This window comes from Corynebacterium choanae, from assembly GCF_003813965.1.
Taxonomy (GTDB): Bacteria; Actinomycetota; Actinomycetes; order Mycobacteriales; family Mycobacteriaceae; genus Corynebacterium; species Corynebacterium choanae.
Window position 1 is genome coordinate 434,111 of the sequence record NZ_CP033896.1, and the last position, 21,994, is coordinate 456,104.

General features: G+C 58.5%; 17 protein-coding genes and 1 tRNA gene. 8 read left to right on the plus strand and 10 right to left on the minus strand.

Annotated elements, in window-relative coordinates; genetic code table 11:
* Positions 1-251 precede the first annotated feature (251 nt).
* From CCHOA_RS01525 to CCHOA_RS01535, 3 genes are all read right to left on the minus strand, one after another.
* On the minus strand, positions 252-1,070 hold the full coding sequence (locus CCHOA_RS01525) for a hypothetical protein (protein WP_245992162.1): 819 nt from the start codon (positions 1,068-1,070) through the stop codon (positions 252-254).
* 78 nt (positions 1,071-1,148) lie between these two features.
* Positions 1,149-2,576 carry a DNA repair protein RadA gene (radA, locus tag CCHOA_RS01530; protein WP_123926049.1) on the minus strand — a complete coding sequence of 476 codons (1,428 nt, stop codon included), beginning with the start codon at positions 2,574-2,576 and terminating at the stop codon, positions 1,149-1,151.
* A 362-nt stretch (positions 2,577-2,938) separates the two neighbouring features.
* Positions 2,939-3,523: a hypothetical protein gene (locus CCHOA_RS01535; RefSeq protein ID WP_206425809.1), complete on the minus strand. Its 585-nt coding sequence runs from the start codon at positions 3,521-3,523 to the stop codon at positions 2,939-2,941.
* 677 nt (positions 3,524-4,200) lie between these two features.
* On the opposite strand from CCHOA_RS01535, the gene CCHOA_RS01540 reads away from it, so the two are divergent.
* The 7 genes from CCHOA_RS01540 to CCHOA_RS01570 all read left to right on the plus strand — a co-directional run bounded on the left by CCHOA_RS01540 (position 4,201) and on the right by CCHOA_RS01570 (position 12,675).
* Complete coding sequence (locus CCHOA_RS01540; RefSeq protein ID WP_123926053.1) at positions 4,201-4,794, plus strand: CarD family transcriptional regulator; 594 nt, start codon at positions 4,201-4,203, stop codon at positions 4,792-4,794.
* A 94-nt stretch (positions 4,795-4,888) separates the two neighbouring features.
* Complete coding sequence (locus CCHOA_RS01545) at positions 4,889-5,884, plus strand: IspD/TarI family cytidylyltransferase (protein WP_123926055.1); 996 nt, start codon at positions 4,889-4,891, stop codon at positions 5,882-5,884.
* A gap of 349 nt (positions 5,885-6,233) precedes the next feature.
* A complete protein-coding gene (gene ispF / locus CCHOA_RS01550; RefSeq protein WP_123926057.1) occupies positions 6,234-6,734 on the plus strand; it encodes a 2-C-methyl-D-erythritol 2,4-cyclodiphosphate synthase in 501 nt (166 codons plus the stop codon).
* A gap of 60 nt (positions 6,735-6,794) precedes the next feature.
* Positions 6,795-8,174, plus strand: a complete 1,380-nt coding sequence (gene cysS / locus CCHOA_RS01555) for a cysteine--tRNA ligase (RefSeq protein ID WP_123926059.1) — start codon at positions 6,795-6,797, stop codon at positions 8,172-8,174.
* 392 nt (positions 8,175-8,566) lie between these two features.
* Positions 8,567-9,526, plus strand: coding sequence for a 23S rRNA (guanosine(2251)-2'-O)-methyltransferase RlmB (gene rlmB, locus CCHOA_RS01560; protein WP_123926061.1), 960 nt, complete (start codon positions 8,567-8,569; stop codon positions 9,524-9,526).
* Between the two features lie 371 nt (positions 9,527-9,897).
* Positions 9,898-11,412, plus strand: a complete 1,515-nt coding sequence (locus tag CCHOA_RS01565; RefSeq protein WP_123926063.1) for a cutinase family protein — start codon at positions 9,898-9,900, stop codon at positions 11,410-11,412.
* A gap of 132 nt (positions 11,413-11,544) precedes the next feature.
* Positions 11,545-12,675, plus strand: coding sequence for a LacI family DNA-binding transcriptional regulator (locus CCHOA_RS01570; RefSeq protein ID WP_123926065.1), 1,131 nt, complete (start codon positions 11,545-11,547; stop codon positions 12,673-12,675).
* Positions 12,676-12,754: 79 nt separating this feature from the next.
* Here the strand turns inward: CCHOA_RS01570 and CCHOA_RS01575 are convergent, their stop codons facing one another.
* From CCHOA_RS01575 to thrE, 7 genes are all read right to left on the minus strand, one after another.
* A complete protein-coding gene (locus CCHOA_RS01575) occupies positions 12,755-14,113 on the minus strand; it encodes a hypothetical protein (protein WP_123926067.1) in 1,359 nt (452 codons plus the stop codon).
* Positions 14,114-14,425: 312 nt separating this feature from the next.
* Positions 14,426-15,841, minus strand: a complete 1,416-nt coding sequence (locus CCHOA_RS01580; RefSeq protein ID WP_123926069.1) for an AAA family ATPase — start codon at positions 15,839-15,841, stop codon at positions 14,426-14,428.
* 92 nt (positions 15,842-15,933) lie between these two features.
* Entirely contained in the window at positions 15,934-16,701 is a 768-nt protein-coding gene (gene otsB / locus CCHOA_RS01585; RefSeq protein ID WP_164472343.1) for a trehalose-phosphatase, read from the minus strand.
* Positions 16,702-16,885: 184 nt separating this feature from the next.
* Entirely contained in the window at positions 16,886-17,416 is a 531-nt protein-coding gene (locus CCHOA_RS01590) for a hypothetical protein (RefSeq protein ID WP_123926073.1), read from the minus strand.
* Between the two features lie 70 nt (positions 17,417-17,486).
* On the minus strand, positions 17,487-18,920 hold the full coding sequence (locus CCHOA_RS01595; RefSeq protein ID WP_123926075.1) for an alpha,alpha-trehalose-phosphate synthase (UDP-forming): 1,434 nt from the start codon (positions 18,918-18,920) through the stop codon (positions 17,487-17,489).
* Between the two features lie 328 nt (positions 18,921-19,248).
* A complete protein-coding gene (locus CCHOA_RS01600) occupies positions 19,249-19,614 on the minus strand; it encodes a hypothetical protein (RefSeq protein ID WP_123926077.1) in 366 nt (121 codons plus the stop codon).
* A 267-nt stretch (positions 19,615-19,881) separates the two neighbouring features.
* Positions 19,882-21,336, minus strand: coding sequence for a threonine/serine exporter ThrE (gene thrE / locus CCHOA_RS01605; protein ID WP_245992163.1), 1,455 nt, complete (start codon positions 21,334-21,336; stop codon positions 19,882-19,884).
* A gap of 495 nt (positions 21,337-21,831) precedes the next feature.
* On the opposite strand from thrE, the gene CCHOA_RS01610 reads away from it, so the two are divergent.
* A tRNA-Thr gene (locus CCHOA_RS01610) sits at positions 21,832-21,904 on the plus strand.
* Positions 21,905-21,994 lie beyond the last annotated feature (90 nt).

Here is a 21,994-nt window from a genome sequence, read left to right on the forward strand (position 1 = left end):
GAATACCGCAGCCGCAATCATCGACCATGCCCCGGGGCGGGAAACCATGGTGTGTAAGGATGATTGCTGCTACCTGGCATCGATGCTGGATGCGCTGTGTATATTGTGGTGTTTTGTCGGCGGTGTGGGCCGTAAGGCTGTGGGGCGTGCTCTTTAGGCCATGGTGAAACCGGAGCACTGGTGCGAGTACAAGTTGCAGGAACCAGACGAACCGTCTTTGAGTGATGATGCGTTTGTTGAGGGATGGCCGGTTAGAGGCCAACTGCCGGGTTGAGATTAAAGGTCAACGCGTCGGAGTGGTTGTCGCCGATCAGCGCGTGCAGATAGTAGCCGCCGGCAGGTGCTTCCGGCCGCACCGAGCAGGCGCCGGGGGCTGATTCGGTGCGTGACCACACTGCCTCATAGGAGACATCTTTCCCCGCTGTGAAGGTTCGTTCCCCTTCGCCTTCGCTGGAATTGCAATCCACATCCGACCAGACGCGCCGGTTGGTTGCTAGATCATAGACTTCAAAGCGGAGTAGTTCTTCATCCAGATTAATGGTGCAGTCAGCGGTGGTGGGGTTGCTGATGGTCATATAAAACTTGGGTGCCTCCCCAGGGTTGTATGACGCCTTGTCGGAGGTTGCCGTGATCACCAGGTCGGCAAGCGTGCAGGTGTCTTTCTGCGGGAGAATGCTGGTGACTGTGGTGGTGGGGCTGGCAAGCGCGGTTTCGGAGTGTTCACCGGCAGTATCGGTGGTTTCCGCCGCTTTTTTATCATGCGCAGCACTGCTGGTGGTTGTGGTCGTGGCTGTCGCTGTGGTGGTTGCGGTGGTGGTTTCTGTGGCGGTGTCTTGTTCACTGCCGCCGGCGATCGCCGCAATAATCCACCACAGGATACCGACGAGCAGCAGTGCGATGACGCCGACAAAGATGCGTCGCCGAATATAGATCTCTTTCGGCAGTGGAAGCTGCTCGTGGGGATCTTTCGATGAATCCTGCTGACGGCCAGGCTGTGGCCTGGTTGGGGGCGTGGTTCCCCGCGGGGTGCGGGAATATGACGGCCCTTGGCTTCCTCGACGCGACTCCATGCCAAGTTACTTTAGGCGTTTTTCTTCGGCCACCGGTGGTACCGCGTCGAAGGCGGCGTGTTTTTCTGCCGGTGGACGCTATGATCCCCCAAGGAGTTGGCTGATTGCTGCCGTGATGGTGTCAGCGATGATAACCCGGTCAATGTGGCTGGCTGCCTGCCGCGAGTCGCTGGTGTTCGGGATAACAGCTGTCCGATAGCCGAGCCGTTGTGCTTCCTTGATGCGGCGAATCATATCCGGTACTGGCCGGATCTCCCCGGCGAGTCCGATTTCGCCGAAGGCAACGAGCCGTTGCGGGAGTGCAGTGTTTTTCGCCGCCGAAGCGATAGCCAGCGCAATAGCTAAGTCGCAGGCAGGTTCGGTGACTTTCATTCCGCCGACAGTGGCAACATACACATCGGCAAAGCCGACCGATTTTAGTCCGGCACGAGCCTGGAGGACGGCGAGAATCATCGGCACCCGGGTGTTGTCGAGACCGGTGACTGCCCGTCGCGGGTTTGCTGCTTTACTGTCGCCAACCACTAGGGCTTGCACTTCGGCAAGCAGGGGACGGTTGCCGTCCACACACACAGTGATGCAGGAGCCGTCAGGGGTGTGTTCTTTGCTGGAGAGAAACAGCCCACTCGGGTCGGGGACTTCCACGATCCCGGTGTCGGTTTGGGTGAAACAGCCAACCTCATCGGTGGCACCGTAGCGGTTTTTCATGCTGCGCAGGAGTCGCAGTGGGGAATGTTTATCACCTTCAAAGTTAAACACGGCGTCGACGAGATGCTCGAGGACGCGCGGACCGGCAACATTGCCTTCTTTGGTGACATGGCCAACCAAAATGATGGGAATCCCGGTGCGTTTGGCAAGGGCGGTCAGCCCGGCGGTCACTGCCCGGGTTTGTGCCAGACCGCCGGCGGTTCCTTCCACCCCGGGGGCGCGCACAGTTTGTACCGAGTCGACGATCACCAGGGAGGGATGTAGCGCATCCACATGGCCGAAGATCACTTCCAGGTCGGCTTCGCTGGCAAGATAGAGGGTTTCTGCGATGGTGTCGGTGCGTTCGGCTCGTAGACGCACTTGGCCAACGGATTCTTCCGCGGTGATATACAGCACGGTGCGGGTGGCAGATGGTGATGCTGCGGCTGCCGGTGGGTTGGGAAGACGTGCCCAGCGGGCAGCGACTTCCAACAGTAACGTGGATTTGCCCACCCCTGGCTCCCCGGCAAGCAGCACTACGGAACCGGGCACAATGCCACCGCCGAGTACCCGGTCAAGTTCCCCGATTCCCGTGGAGCGGCGAATCGTCACACTGGGATCAATCTCGACCACCGGTAGCGCGGGGGTCGATGGGGCAAGTGAACTAATGACGGTGCCGGAACCAACCTGGGTGGTGGGTGCAGGGGTGCTTGCTTGGCTCATGGTTCCCCACGCGCCGCATTCCGGGCAGCGCCCAAGCCATTTCGGGGTTTGATATCCGCATTCTGAACAGGTGTGTACCGCGCGGGGTTTTCTTGCCATGGCTCTAGAGTAGCGGGCACTGTGCACAAGTTGGTGTGCAGCTGCTCGAGTGCAGCATCTGCTCGTGCATGCGGCATCTGCTCGTGCATGCGGCATCTGCTGTGGTGAGCCGGGCAGACTGCTCAGCAGGGCAGTGCATTGCGCCGGGCAAGCCGGCAGCAGCAGAAAACACCAGGGAAGAAAGAGGGAAACAGCAAGACAGAAGAAAACAAGGCAGGGGGAGCCGCAAGCAACTAAAAGGGGTACCTATGCAACAGCCGTATCCTTGCACACCCGGCAGGTGGGGCAAGAATACGGCTGAAAGTTACACAGTGTGCTCACCGGCAGTGGGGTTGATCACCACACGTCAAGCTTGGTGTGTGCTAGTGCTTCGCATGTGAATCGTCGGCGTGATCGCCCTTATATTCGCGAGGGGTGCTTCCTGCGTCAAGCAGCGGCTCGGTAACGGCAGCATCGACGTCAATCGTGCCGGCGGCACCGAAGTCGAAGGTCACAGGAACGGTGCCACCCGGTGGGAAGCCGATATTTTTCACCGTTGCATCGGTGTAGAACTGGCAGGAGCCCTTCGGCGCATCTGCTTTCGCCTCGCCGGCAGGAATTTCCGGATCAGCAATCAGCAGGCAGTCGCGGTTCAACTCAGGGGAGTTCGACACCGTGGCTTTTTCACCCTGCACTGTGACCGACTTCAGCTGATAGGTGGCAAGATCGGTGTCGTTGTTGATGGCGGTGAACTTCACCCCAGCTACAGGATCCTCGGTGTCGACAACCACCATGACATCGCGAACGAGGAGTTTGCCGTCTTCCGTGCCGCCCTTGGCGCCGTCGACTGCAGCAACCTGGTGTGCGGTCTGGGAAACTTGGCCGGCACTGCAGGCGCTCAACGCACCGAGCGCTACCGCTGCTGCGGCAACAACAGCAAAGGGGCGTGCGACAGTCTTACGGGTCATCACTACATCGTCCTCCATCTGAAGACAGGTCAAAAAGGTATGTGTTAAAGCTTTACCGTTCCTCACTCTAGTGGCTTCACAGGGGTGATTGGTAACGCGGAGAGTGCACGTCCGAAGAACCTGCGGTAGCTGACTGGAGTGCGACACGTGTGAAAAGTGCACGCACGCCGCAAGGCTGGGAACTTTTCGGCTAGTTTATCCGACGATCAGGTTGTGCTGGGATGTTTCCAAGGGTTATTCCTTGGTGCAGGCTGTGTATATGTGTGCAGGTGAAGAAATAAATTCCCGGAAAATGCCAAGTGATGGAGTGCCCTGATGGGAAAAACCGCACAGTGAATGTGACACGTCCCACGCCTAGCGGGGGTAGTGGAAAGTTGGAGAATACTGCCCAGGTGCGGGGATTGTGGCGGGGTATGGTGACTGCTCGCCGGGGAAGGGGACACACCCCATGCAGGTGAGTGCCGCCCCCGGGGACGAACCCTGGTATTGGCACATTGCTGGTGTGGGCGCCGAGCGGGGAAGAAACATGGTAAAATTCGCAAGGTTACCCAGGTCTGTTGCTCTAGTGTGGCCGTGCTGTGCCCCTGCGACGCGCATGGTTGTTGCTAGCAGTATTGCAAACAGATCCGGGGAGTATTCACCATCACGACTCGGCGAACAAGGAGTAACGATTCCGCATGGATTTCAAGGTTGGCGATACGGTCGTCTACCCGCACCACGGGGCCGCAGTAATCGAAGGCATGGAAATGCGAACGGTTGGCGGCGAAGAGAAACAATTCCTGGTGCTGCAAATCCACCAGTCTGATCTCACGGTGAAAGTTCCCGTCGACAAAGCAGAACTCGTCGGTGTCCGTGACGTCGTCGGCGAAGAGGGGCTGCGGAAAGTATTTTCGGTACTGCGGGAAACCGATGTGGAAGAAGCCGGCAACTGGTCGCGGCGCTACAAAGCCAACCAGGAGCGGCTCACCTCGGGTGACGTGAACAAGGTTGCCGAAGTGGTGCGGGATCTGTGGCGGCGTGACCAAGATCGCGGACTGTCCGCCGGTGAAAAGCGGATGCTCAATAAGGCTCGACAGATTCTGGTGGGTGAATTAGCGCTTGCGGAAGATGTTGATCATGCCAAAGCCGACGAGGTGCTTGCCGAATTGGATGTCATCATCGAACGGCAACGTTCGCAAGGGGTGGCCGGCAAAGAGGACACGAAGACGGCGAATAAACCCGACGACGATGACGAGTTGGATCTCGACTTCGACGACGATGACGACGACTAGAGCATAACGACAGCGAAATACCGTTGGCTGTGGCGCGAATCGACCGGCTCACTTGTGTAGGTGGCGCTGCACTGCAAAAGGAGTAACCAGGGTGATGGCATCGCAACAGCAGCAAGCCGGTGGGCAACCGGCGGCGCAGAGTTCCGTTGCGTTGCCACCGACAGTGGTGGTGATTACTGCCGCTGGGCAAGGCACTCGCCTGGGGGCGGGTATGCCGAAAGCCCTCGTCCCGGTGGCTGGGAAAAGCCTGCTGGCTCGGTCACTGGCCGGCGTTATTGACAGTGGTGTCGCCGATATTGTGGTGGTGACCTGTTCACCAGCGATGTGGGATGCGGTTGCTGTGACCCTTGCCGCGTGTGCTGCTACCCAGCCTCAAACGCTGGAAGTTGTGGATGCATCCTCACTGACTGAAGCAGTAGCAAGCACTGCCTCCAAACGCGGCCCCGGCTGCAAGGATTCGCCCACGCTGCTCACCCAGATCACTGGTGGTGCGGAGCGCTACGATTCGGTTGCCCGGGCAGTGCGCTGTGCTGCGGATGCCTTCGCCACACTTTCAGAACCTGCGAATATGCAACCGATTGTGCTGGTACATGACGCTGCCCGGGCGCTCACCCCGCCTGCCGTGTTTGCGCGGGTGGCAGCATCTGTTGCCGCCGGCCATCCAGGGGTCATTCCCACCATCCCGGTCACCGATACGATCGCCGTGGTGGCAGGGGACACCGTGACCAGCAATCCGGATCGGGCTACGTTACAAGCCGTGCAAACCCCGCAAGGCTTCCCGTTGGCACTGTTGCACGCCGCATTTCAGGCCTACTATCAGGCGCACAACACTGCGGCGGGGCAACCAACCAATGCCCTGCAGCAGCCCACAGGCGGCGAAACCGTTCCACCGTATCCAGGGGATGCTGCCGCGGATACGGTATTTACGCCGGAACAATTTCACGACTTCACTCCGACCGATGATGCGTCACTGATGACACAAGCAGGGCTGCCGGTGACCGTGGTCGCCGGTGACACCCGCAGTTTCAAAGTCACCACCGCAACAGATTTACTCCTCGCCGAAGCGATGCTGGCGAACCACACAACCTAGACACACAACATAGACACACCCATGCTGTTTTCTGGCTCATGTTGTCTTTTGGCGCACACTGTGTGCGTACCCGCTACCGGTGCGCTGTAAGGGTCTTGGGTGCCTATAGGGGTGAGGTCGAAGCGGTGACAAGCCGGATCGACAGGTAACGGCTGCACGCTTCGGTAAACAGCGCCGTCCTGCGGTTTGCGTATCAATAAATCTTCGGCGCCTGCTAAACCCCGGCGGGAAGAACCCGAACTACACTCGATAGTTGTTGAAAAAACATCAACTGTTGGGTGCGCGGCCGCTTGCAACACTGCAGGGGTTTTGCACACCACTTTATCCATCACAACGAAAGCACACCATCATGGTTCAGCCCACCCCCGCGCAGCCAGCGCTTCCCCGCGTCGGCACTGGATTTGATGCCCACCAGATCGAAGCCGGTAAACCGTGTTTTATCGGCTGTATCGAAATACCGGCAGCCGACGGCTGCGAAGGACACTCCGATGGGGATGTGGTGGCGCATGCGATTGTTGATGCACTACTCGCCGCAGCTGGTCTTGGGGATTTAGGATCTTTCGTCGGGGTAGGGCGGAAAGAATATGACGGGGTAAGCGGCACCCGGTTGTTAGAAGAATGCGTAGCGTTGCTTGCGCAACACCACTATCGCATTGGCAATGTGTCTGTTCAGCTCATCGCCAACACCCCGAAAATGGCTGCATATCGCGAGCAGAGTGCAACCCGCATGTCGGCGATCCTGCATGCACCTGTCAACCTGTCAGCCACCACCACTGACCATATGGGGTTTACCGGCCGGGGGGAAGGCCGGGCAGCGATCGCCACCGCCCTAGTATTTGAGTCGGCATAGATCTCATCATCGCGCCGGGAAAACCCGGCGAACAGCATGCGGGGTGTTATCGTTACACCTATGGCATTGCACATTTTTGATACCCGCACCGCACAACTTCGCGAATTCACCCCGGTCGTTCCCGGCCGCGCCAGTGTGTATGTGTGTGGGGCAACAGTGCAGTCCGTGCCGCATATTGGTCATCTTCGCAGCGGTGTCGCCTTCGATATTCTGCGGAACTGGCTGGAATATTCCGGCTATGACGTGTGGTTTATCCGCAATGTGACCGACATTGATGACAAAATCATCACCAAAGCCGCCGAACATGATCGCCCGTGGTGGGAATGGGCAGCCACCCATGAGCGTGCCTTCGCCTGGGCGTATGAGGTGCTCGGAGTGCGGCCGCCGTCACTAGAGCCGCGTGCCACCGGCCATGTGCCGCAGATGATCGAATATATGCAGCGCATCATCGACAATGGGCATGGATACGCCGCCGACGGCAATGTGTATTGCACCCCGACGACGATTGCCGACTATGGGGAGTTGTCCGGGCAAAAACTTGACCAGCTTGACCAAGGTGAAAGTAAAGGCACCGGGAAACGGGATCCCCGCGATTTTACGATGTGGAAAGCCTCGAAGCCGGGGGAGCCTTCCTGGCCAACCCCGTGGGGGCAGGGACGCCCCGGCTGGCATTTGGAATGTTCAGCGATGGCGACCACCTATTTGGGCAGCGAATTTGATATTCACGGCGGTGGTATGGATTTGAAATTCCCCCACCATGAAAACGAAATCGCCCAAGCCCATGCCGCCGGTGACAACTTCGCCAACTATTGGATGCACAACGGTTGGGTGACCCTGGCCGGGGAGAAAATGTCGAAATCCCTCGGCAACGTGTTGTCTGTGGAGAATCTGCTGCATCTCGTGCGTCCGGTAGAGCTGCGCTACTATCTTGGCTCCGCCCATTATCGTTCGATGCTGGAATATTCCGAGGCTACCTTGGCTGATGCCGCCCAAGGCTATCGCCGGATTGAAGCGTTTGTGCATCATTTCCCGAAGCAGCAGCCCACCACAGTCACCGACGAATTTGCAGCCGCAATGGACGACGATGTGGCGGTGCCGAAAGCTCTCGCAGTGATTCACAACACGGTGCGTGCCGGTAACACTGCCCTGCAGCAAGGTGAGCATGAGTTAGCGGAAAAGCTCGCCGGACAAGTGCGCGCCATGATGGCAATTTTAGGGGTTGATCCGCTTGCACAACCGTGGTCTGATACTGATAGCGGTGCCAATGCGGCAACCCAGCAGGCATTAGATGTGTTGATCAGTGCAGAACTGCAACGACGCAGTGAGGCGCGGGCGAATAAAGATTGGGCAACCGCCGATGCGGTTCGTGACCGTCTGCAGCAGGCAGGTATCACGGTCACCGACACCGCCGACGGGCCGACCTGGACGATCGAGCGCTAAACGCATCACCCATTGAGCGGTGCAGTGAGCGCAGTGTCGCTCCCCAGGTCGCTGACACAGGTACAGGGGCACCGCAGGTTACGATGAACAGCTACAATGCGACACCATCGGCAATACTGGATTGTTTCGAGGACAGTATTGGTGACCCTGGTGCCGCGGTGTGTCCTTCGATCACTGCGAGCTTTCACCTTTACGCGTCGATCAGAAATCGCACCCACATCACTGATCTCACCCGAATCATCACCTTAAGAGTTAACCCAACAACACCCCACTTCGCCGTTTACCCCAGCAGCAACACTGGCAGCAACACTGTTCGTGTTTTTTTAAAAAACACTCTTCGCACATCCAGATTGCAGTAGACGGCACACACAGAAAGCAGACCGTTTAAGACGATGGCAGGTAATTCGCGACGCCCCGGCGTACGGAAAACACACAAAACCGGTGCACCCAAAGGCTCAGGGGGGAAACATCGCCGCTCACTAGCGGGGAAAGGCCCTACCCCGAAGGCTGAGGATCGCACCTATCACGCCGCATATCGGCGGAAGAAAGAACAAGAACGACGCAACCAAGGCCGCCACGAACAACAAGACACCGGCGAGATCGTGCTTGGCCGTAACCCGGTGGTGGAATGCCTGCGGGCAAAAGTACCAGCCACCCAGCTGTATGTGGTCGCCGGAACAGCTGCTGATGATCGACTCAAAGAAGCAATCGTGATTGCCCGGAAACGTGCCATCGCCATCAACGAAGTGCAAAAACATGAGCTCGACTACATTGCCGGTAATGAGAAACATCAGGGAATCGGGCTGAAAATCCCGCCCTATCAATATGCTGAAGTGGAAGATCTCATCGCCCAGGTGAAAGACTCCGGCGAGCATGGGCTGATCGTTTGTCTCGACAACATCACTGACCCGCGCAACCTAGGGGCAATCATCCGCTCGGTGGCCGCTTTTGGTGGACACGGGGTAGTGATCCCGGAACGTCGCAGCGCCAGCGTGACCGCGGTGACTTGGCGAACCAGCGCCGGCACCGCGGCACGGCTACCTGTTGCGCGGGCAACAAACCTCACCCGCACCTTGAAACAATTCCAACAAAACGGCTACCAGGTGGTGGGGCTTGCCGCCGGCGGCGAGCACACCCTCGACACCTATCAGGGAACCGGACCTACGGTGATTGTGATCGGATCGGAAGGTAAAGGCATCTCCCGGCTGGTGGGGGAAACCTGCGACACAATGCTCAGCATCCCCATGTCTGACTGGGTTGAATCACTCAACGCCTCGGTTGCCGCCGGTGCAGTGCTCAGCGAGTTCGCCCGGCAGCGCCGCGCCGAAGTACGCACCAACCACAGCCTGTAAACCCACCCAATTGAGCGTGTACCGAATGTGTATATTGCCGGTACACGCTCAATTTTTTTCCTTCCCAATCTCTTCGCTACAAAGCCGTCGGGAAGAGTAACCACATCATCAGCGTAGAGTTGCTCGCTGCACGACAACCGGATTATCGACCGAAACCTTGCTGCGCTAACAATGACCGGCAAGCCACAGCGCTTGGCATCAACAGATCTTGACCATAGGTATTCTTCCCCGGCGGAATGCGTCTCAGAACAGATACTTGGCAAGACGGTAAGATACCTTCCAACAAGCAAACGGTGCACGCGCTGATGCGCACGCGCTTCCTCCTTGAAGGGTGTGCCCAGCAGACGCAACACAGGTGAGGTGGGTCAACCATGGGGCGACGGAAAACATTGCGGCGGGGGTGCAGCCTGCTGCTCACCCTTGGACTGTGTGCGGCACATGGCGGTGTCGCTGCAGCAGCACCCGATCAGTTTTCCAACGTCACTTCTGCTACTACTCCGAAAGTGTCAACACCTGTTGACCCCGCAGTATCAACAGCGGTAGCCGTCGCCGAATCTACTGTGCCACCAGCCGATCCGGCACCGGCACCGCCAGCAGCCTCTGCACCGGCACCACAGCCAGTAGATCCAGTGGTGCGAACACCGGTCACAGACCCCGAGAAACCTGTGGCCACACCTGTACCGACGACAACCTACGGCAATGGGATCTGCCCGGATGCGGTGATACTTGTCGCCCGCGGCTCCGGGGAACTCCAACAACCACCCCGCACACTGCCGTCCGGGACAGTACTCAACGGCTGGGAAGGGAAACGCCTGCGACCACTGCTGGAACGGATCGACACCAACAATGTGGTGATCATCGCGATGCCCGCAGACACCTATGAAGCCAGCCCCTTTTGGACAGAGATCTACAAAACAGGGGTACGAACCTCCGCGGTCGGTGGGGCGCAAGCCGCCATTGCTACTGCCGTCGACTTTGAAGATCGCACCGGCTGCCATCCCAGCTATGTGCTGCTAGGGTACAGCCAAGGCGCCATGGCTTTAGGGATGGCGGAACGAATATTGGCACTGTCTGGTCGCCTCGCCGGATCGGTCTATATCGGCGACCCGTATCTAGAACCGCATGATCCCGCACTGGTCGGTACCGCCACCGGCGGCAAAGGGATCATGTATCGAACCGGTCCGCTGTTTTCCTCGACAGCGCTGCGATTCTCCCCGGATGTGGTGGAATATTGCGAAACCGCCGATCCAGTGTGCGACGACACCCTCCCGGTGGTTGATCAGGTGCGCGCCGGGGGTGTGCAACCCCACCTTGACTATTTCGCCGGGCGGCCGGAACGTGCCGAACGTGAGCAATATGTCGTTGAGCGAATGAACACGATGATTGCTCGTGGCCGGGCGGCGGAACGGTTGAAAGTGACCCGCGGTGCGGTCATTCCACCGGTGTGGCGCATGGTGGTGGCAGGTCCTCCTCCAGCTCAGCGCTCCAACTGGATGCTGGAACTTGGCTACCAGATTGTTGCGGATGCGGTGAATGCTGCGGATCAGCAGGCCAAAGTGGTCAATGTGTTGCTTGCCCAAGGCCAGCAGCCGATCCGTCCGGAGGATGCCCAAGTGGGGCTAATCAGCGGCGGTGCCGCGTTGACATTGCTGGCGTTAGGTGATGCTTTTGCCGCCGGCGGTATGCCTGCGGTTGCAGCAGTGTTATCCTCCACCCCGGATGCGTTATCATCCGGGCTGGTTGCACTCAATGCATTGGCCGGCACAATCTCGAGCCCCGGTTCGCTGCTATATGGTACGAATCTTTCGTCGTGGGCAAGTAGCGATATTACCTTGCTGACTTCCTTGTCGGCGGCAGGTTCTTCCCTGTCAGCTGGATCCTTGTAGAGGAGCCGCCTGGTTGGACTGTGCAGTCTTCAGGGTTGCCTGGTGTGGTGGTAAACCGGTTAATTTTGTGGTGGTCTATTGCGTGCCGTAAACACCCGGTACGACTCGTTGAGCCTGGTAGATTGGTCTGTTATGGCACGCCGCACCACGAAACCAACGCTGTCGACCCTCGCTGAGATGTGCGGGGTGTCGAAGACGACGGTGTCGAATGCGTTTAACTATCCCGACCGGCTGTCCCATGAGTTGCGGGAATATATTTTGGCTACCGCCGCCGGAATTGGCTACCCGGGTCCGCATCCTACTGCCCGGTCGTTGAACACGCGGCAAACCGGGGTGATTGGGGTGCTGCTCACCGAGCATTTGACCTATGCATTCGAAGATTTAGCGTCAGTTGATTTTCTTGCCGGGCTTGCCCGCGCCACCAGCAATTCGGGTCACTCGGTGCTGCTGCTGCCGGCTGGTCCACATGCCACCGATGAAGCTGGTCAAGCAACCCGGTTGATGAATGCACATGCGGTGGACGGGTTTGTGGTGTATTCGGTGGCTGCCGATGATCCATATCTGCAGGCGGCGACCACGCATCGGATTCCGATTGTGATTTGTGACCAGCCCACCGGGGTAAAAGGGGCAGGATTTGTCGGCATTGATGATGCGGCAGCAATCGCCCCCGCGGCAGCCGCGCTGGTTGCTGCCGGTCATCGTCACATTGGCATGCTCACGATTCGTCTTTCCCGGGAGGTCAACAATGGGATTGTGGATGATCGACGGCTTGCCACTGCCACCCATCATGTGCAGCAGTCCCGGGTGAGGGGCGCGTTAGGAGTATTTGCCGCGGCAGGGATTCCACGAAGCGATATCACCATTGTTGAGCGGCATATTAACGATCCGGTGCAATGCTATGACGCCGCGGCTGAACTTCTTGCCGCTTTCCCGGCGATGACTGCCGTGTTGTGCACCACCGACTCGATGGCATTGGGGATGCTGCAGGTTGCCGCCGATCGGGGGATTGCTGTGCCGAATCAGCTTTCCATCACCGGCTTCGACGGGATTACGACCGCGTTTCACCATCAGCTCACCACAGTGATTCAGCCAAATAAGGACAAAGGGGAAGCCGCCGCGCAGCTGCTGCTAGAGGCGATCGCGGCAGGCGAGCAGGGTTCTTCCAGTTTGGACGGAGTAGTTCGGCTGCTGCCGACAAAGTTCGCACCGGGTGCCACCGTGGCAGCACCCCGCACAGGTTCACTCCCGGGTGTTGCCGACTAGCGGCAGGGTTGTGCTTGCTAGCGGCAAGGTTGTGAAGGGTGGCGGGCTGGCATGGGTGTGCCGGGTGGCGGGCTACTTGCTAGTGGTCGTGTATCTCCAGCAACTGTCGAAGATATGACAAGGTGCAAGTTAGTGGCACATTGTTGGTTTCGGTTGGGGTGGGGTGTTTAATGGTGGTACGCAAAGCCGCGATCGTGGAATCTTCCGGGATTTCGTCGTGCAACACGCTTGCCCCTTGGCGAAGTGCGACATGACGGAAGTTGATCGGCCCCTGGGAGAGGGCGGCAGCTAATTCCGGGTTGCGGATCCCTAACACCAGCTGTGCGCGCAGCGGATTGAGGGTCTCATCGCAGAACCATTCCTGCAGGAGTGTCACCAGTCGTGGGGTGAGGAAACTGTCGGCGTTGTCAATGACCAGCGTGCCGCCGGTGAGCAGGGTTACCCCAGCTGACAGGGAGACCCGACACCAGGTTTGGGCGGTTTGGGAATGCTCAGCTAGGGCGAGGGAATAGGTGGTAAACCCGGTTTTGTGGGTGATTGCCGCATGGGGCAGTAGCCGGGCAAGGTCGGTGAGGGTGACATGTGGCCACGGGGGAGCAACCCGCTGATTTCCTTGTTTGTGGGCGCGAATCATGGCGCGCACCTGCTCCGGGGAGTGCAGCGGTTCAATGGTGCCGAAGAGTTTCGCGACCGGCTTTAACCGGGCGGTGAGCTTTGCCGAGTTCACCCCAATCCCGGCGGTATCAAAACCGCCGGCGGTCATGGCTGCTGGGATGATTCGCAGCAGTTCCGGGTTTGCCGCGATATGCCGATAGATGATGCGGGATAAGGGTGCTTGCGCACCACCGTCGCGGATACACACCAGTTGGCGGGTGAAGAATGTGGAGGCAGCCTTCGACGGGGAAGATTTCTTGGTTGACCGCAGTGCCGGTAACGCGACCGCCATTTTGCCGCTGGCTTGTGCGATCATTGCCTGATCGGCAGGGGACACATTCGCAGAAGATCCGAATACGACCTCATCGTCGCGATGTTGGAACAGCAGCTCCCAAGAGGTCGCACCCTGCTTATGGTAGAACACTTCTTCTTCCGCTACCCCGCGGGCATCCACATTGACTTGCCAGCGGAAATGGAATCCGTCGTGCACATAGGTGAGATGAAACTTGCAGGGGCGGGCAAGCTGCGCGAGATGCGGCTGATAGAGCTGTTCGACGGTGGTTGCTGAACCGATTGGGTGCAGATTCGACTCGGATAAGGAGGCCAGTGGTGCCAGCAGACTGGTCACCCCGCCGGCACTGGGGCTGTGCAGCACGGTGCAGGTGGTGGCCGACGGGCCGTGGGCGCATACCCAGGTTGCTGGATCGACCAGGTTGAGCACGGTCGGATCATGATGAGATCGGTAATTATGTACTGAGCACAGCACTAACATGCCTGTTGACACCTCTCATTGTTCCAGTCGGCACACCAGGCAGTCGCAGGAATGGATGCTGCTGTGACAGGGATGGGGCGGGGTTGAAGCCGTGCCCCGGGGGTACACGATATAACTATATTATCGGTAAAACTAATCAAAGTTATTTACTTGACCAATACCTGATGGTGGTGGTCGATGCGGATTGCGCGGCTATGGCAAGCTTAGCAGGGGCGAAGTAGAAGTTAATACACTTCAGTGAGGGCAGTTGGTATGCTACACGGCCATTGCAGAACAGTGAACCTGCCGATTCTTACCCCCAACTAAGGGGTGGAAAGCGATGGGTTAAAACACCCCAAGAGAAGACGAGGAATGCTGCTGTGGCGCAGCAGGCTGCGCTGATGGTGGATTATGTGCGCTGCGCAGAGTCGTCGAAGGGGTGCTGCTGGCGGCGGTGGGTGCAGAGTCAGGCACAGCTTCGGTGATGATCTGCAGAAAGCTCGGCGGGTGGAGGGAGCCTTCTTCTTCCGCTGGCACCAGGCTGCGGGATACCCGTTTTAATGCCAGGGTGCCGCCGCTGCCCGGATCGACCCGCCACAGTGCAATCGGCTGCGTTGAAGTGCGCGCCAGATGTTCCGCCACCTGGGATTGTCCCACCGCCACCAGAATCTGGGCAGGGGAGGTGCCATTCGTGCATGCCCGGCTGCGTCCACACATTGCAGTATGTGCCGCCGCCACCACTCGCTGCACATCTACTGTGGTGCGAGCTAAATCGGCGATCACAATGCCCCCCAGCAGCCGGGCAGAGATAATCGCCACCAAATGATACAGCTGCCCGATGGTGGCAATATCGGATCCTTGTGCTGCTAGGCGGCGTCGGGAACCGTCGGCAAACGCTAGCTGCAGCAGGGGCAGTATTCGCAACACTTGGGCGGTGCTTACCGTCACATGGGTGTGACTGTGGGGAATAGGTTTGCCGGCAAGTGCGGCGTTGAGCACGGTACACGCAGAACGATCTTCCACTGCCACCGCCGCCGATGGAATGCTCAGTTCCATGATTGCCGGATAAAGTGCCTGCAGCACTGCTGCCATATCACCCAGCAATGCGGGCTGGTCGGCAAGGGAACGCAGCAATAATTCCCACTGGCCTTCCGGGGTGGGATCCTGGGGGATCGGCGGCAGCATCACCACTGCTTTCGTGATCCATGCGATTGCTTCCGCATGACGTTCCACATTGCCGATTTTCGCCCACGCCGACAGGGTTAATGTCCACGGGCTTGCCATATCGGCGATGGTGCGGGACTGCTGAAATGTCACCCCGGCCTCGGCGTGAAAAAACTGGTTGGTTCCGGTGCGGGTGTAGAGCGGAATCCACATTGTGTCCGTGCGTACCCGCAGTGACTCTTTGACAATCCCTTGCGCGTCGACGACAAGCCGCAGTTCATAGCGCAAACCACCGGCTAGCCAAACCAGCGAAAACTCGGTGGAGTCCTGCAAATTCGCAGGATGTGGATGCGCCAGCATGCGCACCAGTGTGTTGTCTTCCGTCGAATGACACATGCAGGTGCTGAGCAGCTGAAGCCCGGACACGAGATCGGTTTTGCCGCGGGCCGCATCGCCGGTGAGCACCCCCACGGTGGGCATTGCGGCCGCAAGTTCCTCGTCGCTGGTGGTTTCCGAAGCCAATTCTGGGCGTCGAAAATCGATCGTCGCCGCCGCGGCAATGGAACGGAAATTACGCAGTGTGAATTTGACCAGCACGAAACAAAGTATAGCGAGTGTAGCCCCCAAAACTGTGCCGCTGTGGGCAAGTAAGCACCGGCTAATGCCTTCAATTGGGGGCAGTGATGCGGCTAGTTTGCGCTGTAGCGGGCTGCCCGGGCGGCAGCGAGCCGCGCAAACCATTGACTAATTGCCGCAGTGTCAGCCAGCCGGTAGCGGGCACCCGTTGCCCCGGAGCCAACTTTGATACTGATATCGGTGGGTTGAAGTGCGGCAAACCCGTGCTCGTCGGTGACATCATCACCGGCGAAAATCGTCACTGTTGCTCCGGTTGCTTGCTGCTGCGACTGAATCCAGGTTCCCTTCGTGCAGGTGGTGGCGGCGATCTCTACGATACATTTGCCAAATGTGGCCGACAGGCCATCAATGTTCGCGGCGATCGACGCCGCCTCCTCAAGCATGCGGCTGGCGTGTTCTTGATCTGCTACCAGCCGAACATGCAGCGCTAAATGATAGGGCTTGTATTCCACAAACGCCCCCGATGCCTGCTCGGCGATCGCTTCCAGGGCATCTGCTGCACTATGCAGCAGCCGCTGCTGCTGTTCATTCGCGGTTTCTTGGGCACCTGCCGTCTCTGCACCGTGGGATCCTGCTAACACCACCGGTTCCCGCAGCGGCGCCACCTTGGCCAAACTTTGCAGATCCCGCCCCGAGAGCACCGCCACTGTTGTATGCGGCAACTCGCTGAGCTGCTGCAGTGCAGCCACCCCCACCGGATCGGGATGCACCCGCATCGCGTCCCCAGTCAGCGGTGCAAGGGTGCCATCAAAATCACTGACCACCAACAGTTCGGCAGCGTTAACAGCACGGTCGAAAGCAGAATCGATAGCTACAGTCACGGAACAACAATCTCCCTTTTGCACACTCACGTCAGCGTCGGCGACAGGTCGTAACACACTGCAACGACCGCCGATCCTGTCATCGACCCTACTGGGCAAGCCGTCCGCAATGGGCATAATGTGACCGGTACCCCAGTGTGGAACCGTCGCGCGGGCACCAGCTTACGGCGATGGACACCGCCAACTAGTTCGGTGTCCGATCGGCAATAAGCTCCACTGTTGGCACAGCAAGCCCACCAGCAGCATCCGCGGCATAGATCCGCAACGTTGCCTCATCAACCCGTCGCACAATAACCGTTTCACGATTGACAATATCGATGATCGCATCGTGATAAAACTGGTTTTTCGCCGCACACGGATAGGGTTTCGTGTCCCGGTCGGTAAGCGTGACCTGCCACAGTTGTGCATCAGCGGGCAGCACAATATCGCCACCGACATAGTCGTGCTGCTCCTGTTTCGGGATCACTGAAAAGGAGGTGTGGGCACGAAACAGCCCGCACGCATCAGACAACAACATCCCCTGCGGGGAGAACACTGCCTGGCCGCCGCCGGGTAGCTGCGGGGGATATCCGGCAACAAATACCGAACTGATCTCCCACGGATAATCCGTCAGCGGTGCCGGATCATCCGCACCGTGGGCACAACCCACTAGCGATGCAAGCATTGCTCCGGCCAGCAGCACACGGCAGCGAACCGAGAAAGGCACAACGTTCATAAACACCGGTCTAGCTTTTCTAGTGGAACAGTCAGTCGAAGGTGCATCAACCACGGTGATCGATACCAGCTCAAGGGCGTAAACATGCTAAAAACTCATCCGCCCAATATTGCACATCATACTGGGCAATATGTGCCGCCATCGTCGCCAGGTCGGCAACCGCCGAATCCGGGTGATGCTGCACTGTGGTGATTGCAGCCGCAATCGCTGCAGCAAGCTCCTGCTCATCGTGCGGGTTGATCAGTCGCGCCTGCCGCAACTCTTGGGCAGCCCCTGCCGCCTCGGAGAGCACCAACTGGCCAGGTCTCCCATTGCGGCAGGTCACATATTCTTTCGCCACCAGATTCATGCCATCTTTCATGGCGTTGACCACCATAATATCGGTTGCCGCATACAGTTCATAGAGCGCCGGCGCAGCATAGGTGGTGTGATGATAGTGAATCACCGGCCGCCCCAACCGGGCATAGGTACCGTTGATCCGACCCACCGCCTGCTCCACAAGCTCCCGGGTGCGCTGATACTCCTCGATACGTTCCCGAGAAGGGGTTGCGATCTGCACAAACGTCATCGTCGCCGGGTCGAAAACCTGCTGCTGCAGCAGCTGCTCAATCGCTGCAAGCCGGGTCAAAATCCCTTTGGTATAGTCCAGCCGATCCACGCCGGCGAGCACAATCGCCGGATCGCCCAAGGTGGCGCGCAGTTGCATCGGATCGGTGGTTGCTGCGACCTCCCGCACCTGTGCCACATCGATCGAGATGGGAAACGCCCCAACAACACACACATGCCCATTGGGGAGATGAATCTCCGCCTGCACCCCACGGTTACCGGCAGCCGTGCGCACAATAGTCGCTGCAGGGAGAAACCGTGCCACTGTGGCGAGAAAATTCTCGGCACAGTGCACAATCTGAAATCCCAGCACATCACTGGCAACCAGCCCGGCAAGAATGGATTCCCGCCACGGCAACTGGCCAAATAAATCCGGGCCGGGGAAAGGAATATGGCAAAAGAACCCCACCCGCACATCGGGACGCTGCTGCTTGATCATCCCCGGCACAAGCTGCAGCTGATAGTCCTGCACCCAAATCGTGCCACCTGGGGCAGTGACTTTAACCGCCGCATCGGCAAACGCCTGATTCACCTGCGCATAGCGCGCATACCAGTGCGGATGAAACTCAGGGGCAACAACCCGGTCGTGATAGAGCGGCCACAGCGTCGCATTGGCCATGCCCTCATAAAACTCGGCATAGTCACTGCTGGTCAACGACACCGGAACAAGGGATAACCCATCTTCGGTTCGCTGCGGCTGCTCAGCGCCGGCAGGAAGATCAACAAGCCCCGACCACCCCACCCAATGGCCTTTGGTGCGGGCAAGCACCGGTTTGAGGGCGGTGACTAGACCACCCGGTGATGTGGTCGTGGTGATGGTGCCGTCCGCGGCGATCGTGGAATCGACTGGTAGCCGGTTTGCAACCACCACAAACCCGGCCGGGGCACACGAGTCCATAACGCACTCCAAATCACAAAAATAGCAACAATCACACCCCACAAATTGCCCTGCTGCCGCAGCTTGGCGGCGCCGAGGGATCCGGACAGTGCGCCCGGCCACAGTGGTTGATTTAGCCTACCCCACACCCGAACGAAGCGACGGCACAGCGTAAGCAACCCCACAGCCAGCTGGATAACATCAGCCAGACTGTGGGGTTTACTACTACCTAAAACGTTCCCGCGGCAAGCAGTACACGCCCTCACCGTCAACAGCCGCAGCGGGCGAGCCCCTGCCAGCCCCAAATATGTAAGGACTCTCGGGTTTTCCCGCCTACTTGCGTGTTTGGTTACGCCTTCTTGGTGGTTTTCTTTGCCGCAGCTTTCTTCGTGGTCTTTTTCGCTGCTTTCTTCGTTGCCTTCTTGGTGGCTTTCTTCGTTGCCTTCTTCGCCGCTTTCTTGGTGGCTTTCTTCGTAGCCTTGCGGGTCTTCTTCGACGTTTCAGCCGCCTGCTGGGCTTCCAAATGCTCCTTGGCAAGCAGACGATAGTTGAGCTCTTCTGGCTCCACACCAAGCATGCTCATCATCGTTGCCGATTCGAATAAATCCTCAGCATAGGTTGCTACCACCCGGCGCGCCGCCGCTGCTGTAGGCGCATTAATCGAATGGAGTGACTCGGCATTCGGGGAGTTGGTATCAGTAGCCTTAGGTGGCACGAATCCTCCTGGAAAACAATGATGATAATAGGGTGGGTGGCCAATGAGGGGCGGATACGAGTGCACCTGGCGGAGAGCACCAGCTGTCGCAGGCACCATCGTTGACCACGATCACGTCGCAGACGCGAACGGCTATTTTACCATAAATGCCCAGCAGCAGGGGAGGCTAGTAGGCAGGCGGCCAGCATTGCACGCAACGCACTTCCCGCAGCGAACACCAAAGGGTAGGCAACCCGCGATGGCATGCACCGTTGCGGCAGGTACCCGCTACTCGGCGGTGGCGGTTGTATCCGCTGCTGGGGTGGAATGTTCAAACACACTGGTTCGCGGCCGCCGGAATCCCTTATAGAAGTTCAACGTCTTGCGTGGCCGGCGAATCTTACGAGCCATCCACTCGCCCAACACCACCCCGGCAGCCAGGGCGGAACCGATAGCTAATGCTAACGCTAAATTGGAAAAACCCAACAGAATCTGATCATGCAACACGGCATACATGCCGCGATAAATCGCCAACCCGGGAAGCAGCGGTGTAATCCCAGACACGGCGGTAATCAGCGGCGGAATGGCGAAGCGGCGGGCTAGCAAACCACCAATCAACCCGATGATGGTCGCGGCTGCGGCAAGCCCGATCACCGGGGAAAACCCCTGTGGAATGAACACATAGTAGTAGAAGCCGGAACCGATCAACGCAGTCACCCCAGCCACCAGCACTGACGACCAGCGGGCATAGAGTGCGATCGCGAACCCTGCGGAGGCCACCGCCCCGGAGAGTACCTTCGCCAATGAGCCGGCACTGGCAATAGCTTGCGTCTGGAGGGGAGGTAACGAGATATCGAGTGCTCCGGCAAGCTGAATACCGATACCAACACCAGCAATAATGCCGCCGGTGAGCAGGATCGTGTCAAAAAACCGTGCCGATGCGGTCACCGGGGCGCCGGTAATGCCATCCTGCAACGACTGCACCAGTGTTAATCCGGCGAGCATCACCACAATCCCGGAGGCAACAATTTGGGACGGTGTGAGATCGACATCATTGGTTACCGCCCACTGGTAGGTGATCGCCGCAGGCACAGTAGCCACAATGCCGCCGAAAATATTTTTAAAAAAGTCCGGCAATCCCTGCTTACCCAGCAGGGTAAACCCGTGCATGATGACGGCGGCGGAGCAGAGCGAAATCAACGTCACCAACAAGTTACCGCCCAGCAGTACTGCCACAGCCGCTGCCATAATCGCCCAACCAAGCAACGACACGAGATAGCCGTACGGCGGTTTAGCCTGCAAAATCCGGTCAAGGTTTTGTTCCGCTTCAAACGGCGGCAGTTGGCCGGCTTGAATTCGGCGAATCAGCCGATCAACATCTTGCAGTTTGGAGAAATCAAGCGACAGTTTGCGCACCACGCGAAACACGCTGATAGGGCGGCCTTTTGTTGCCCCAACATGGGTAAACACTGTGATGGTGTTGAAGGTGATATCGACGTGACAATAGTGCAGCCCGTAGGCGGAGGCGACCGCGTGAATCTGGGTGCGGGCATCGGTATTTCCGGTACCTGAAGCAAGCAGCACATCCCCGATGCGCGCCGCTAAATCCATCACTGCCGCAACTTCCAGCGGATCGGTGAGATCAACTGGCGCCAACGGGGATGGTGGTGGGGCGACGGCAACCTGGTCGACAGTCGACAACTTTCCCCACCCGGGGAGTAACCCCGTCAAGCGTCGCGCCACGATGAACAACCCCTACCTCTCGCGGTTATTGGACAGTTGTCGGCCGGGGTCTTGCATGACTCCAAGACTAGGCGTTCACCTGCGGATAGTTGGTGAAAACTTCACTATCGAACGACAACAGATTCCTAGCGTACTCGTCACGAAACACACGATGCGAATGTGGGGGCGAAAGGTGAATTTTGACGCTGTGACGCGGCACTGAATTCCGCCAGCGGTAGCGCTGGGAAGATCGTGGTGCAGCTGGCAGTACCACGCCCCTTGGGCGGGAAACTTGCGCTGTACAACGGTGAAAATTTGCCCAATCGTGGTTGTGCTGTACGATGTCTTGCTACGTGCCCACCGTGCGGGTAACCGGCGCTGACTTCAGCAACCGGCCCCTGTGTTCACGGTATGCGGCAAGACTTCGGTGAAGCATGATCGTCTGTATGGGTTCAACCCAGCAGCGAACATGTCTTTACGGCAAGATGTCTTGTCTCGACTCATAAGTGGCATGCTGCTGGAGTGGCGCAATCGGTAGCGCAACGGTCTTGTAAACCGTAGGTTGCGAGTTCAAGTCTCGTCTCCAGCTCACCCGCCTCCTACCTGAAACACCAGGTAGGGGGCTTTTTCGTGCCCAAAACCCACCCCGCAAAACCCAATCCCACGACATTTCCCCGAC

What these genes read in the sequence shown, in the direction of transcription:
- CCHOA_RS01535 (WP_206425809.1), bottom strand. Translation starts at nt 3,523, where the DNA reads ATGACCCGTAAGACTGTCGCACGCCCCTTTGCTGTTGTTGCCGCAGCA.
- rlmB (WP_123926061.1), top strand. Translation starts at nt 8,567, where the DNA reads ATGGCAGGTAATTCGCGACGCCCCGGCGTACGGAAAACACACAAAACC.
- CCHOA_RS01525 (WP_245992162.1), bottom strand. Translation starts at nt 1,070, where the DNA reads ATGGAGTCGCGTCGAGGAAGCCAAGGGCCGTCATATTCCCGCACCCCG.
- CCHOA_RS01595 (WP_123926075.1), bottom strand. Translation starts at nt 18,920, where the DNA reads ATGGACTCGTGTGCCCCGGCCGGGTTTGTGGTGGTTGCAAACCGGCTA.
- CCHOA_RS01545 (WP_123926055.1), top strand. Translation starts at nt 4,889, where the DNA reads ATGGCATCGCAACAGCAGCAAGCCGGTGGGCAACCGGCGGCGCAGAGT.
- CCHOA_RS01590 (WP_123926073.1), bottom strand. Translation starts at nt 17,416, where the DNA reads ATGAACGTTGTGCCTTTCTCGGTTCGCTGCCGTGTGCTGCTGGCCGGA.
- CCHOA_RS01565 (WP_123926063.1), top strand. Translation starts at nt 9,898, where the DNA reads ATGGGGCGACGGAAAACATTGCGGCGGGGGTGCAGCCTGCTGCTCACC.
- radA (WP_123926049.1), bottom strand. Translation starts at nt 2,576, where the DNA reads ATGGCAAGAAAACCCCGCGCGGTACACACCTGTTCAGAATGCGGATAT.
- CCHOA_RS01570 (WP_123926065.1), top strand. Translation starts at nt 11,545, where the DNA reads ATGGCACGCCGCACCACGAAACCAACGCTGTCGACCCTCGCTGAGATG.
- cysS (WP_123926059.1), top strand. Translation starts at nt 6,795, where the DNA reads ATGGCATTGCACATTTTTGATACCCGCACCGCACAACTTCGCGAATTC.
- ispF (WP_123926057.1), top strand. Translation starts at nt 6,234, where the DNA reads ATGGTTCAGCCCACCCCCGCGCAGCCAGCGCTTCCCCGCGTCGGCACT.
- CCHOA_RS01540 (WP_123926053.1), top strand. Translation starts at nt 4,201, where the DNA reads ATGGATTTCAAGGTTGGCGATACGGTCGTCTACCCGCACCACGGGGCC.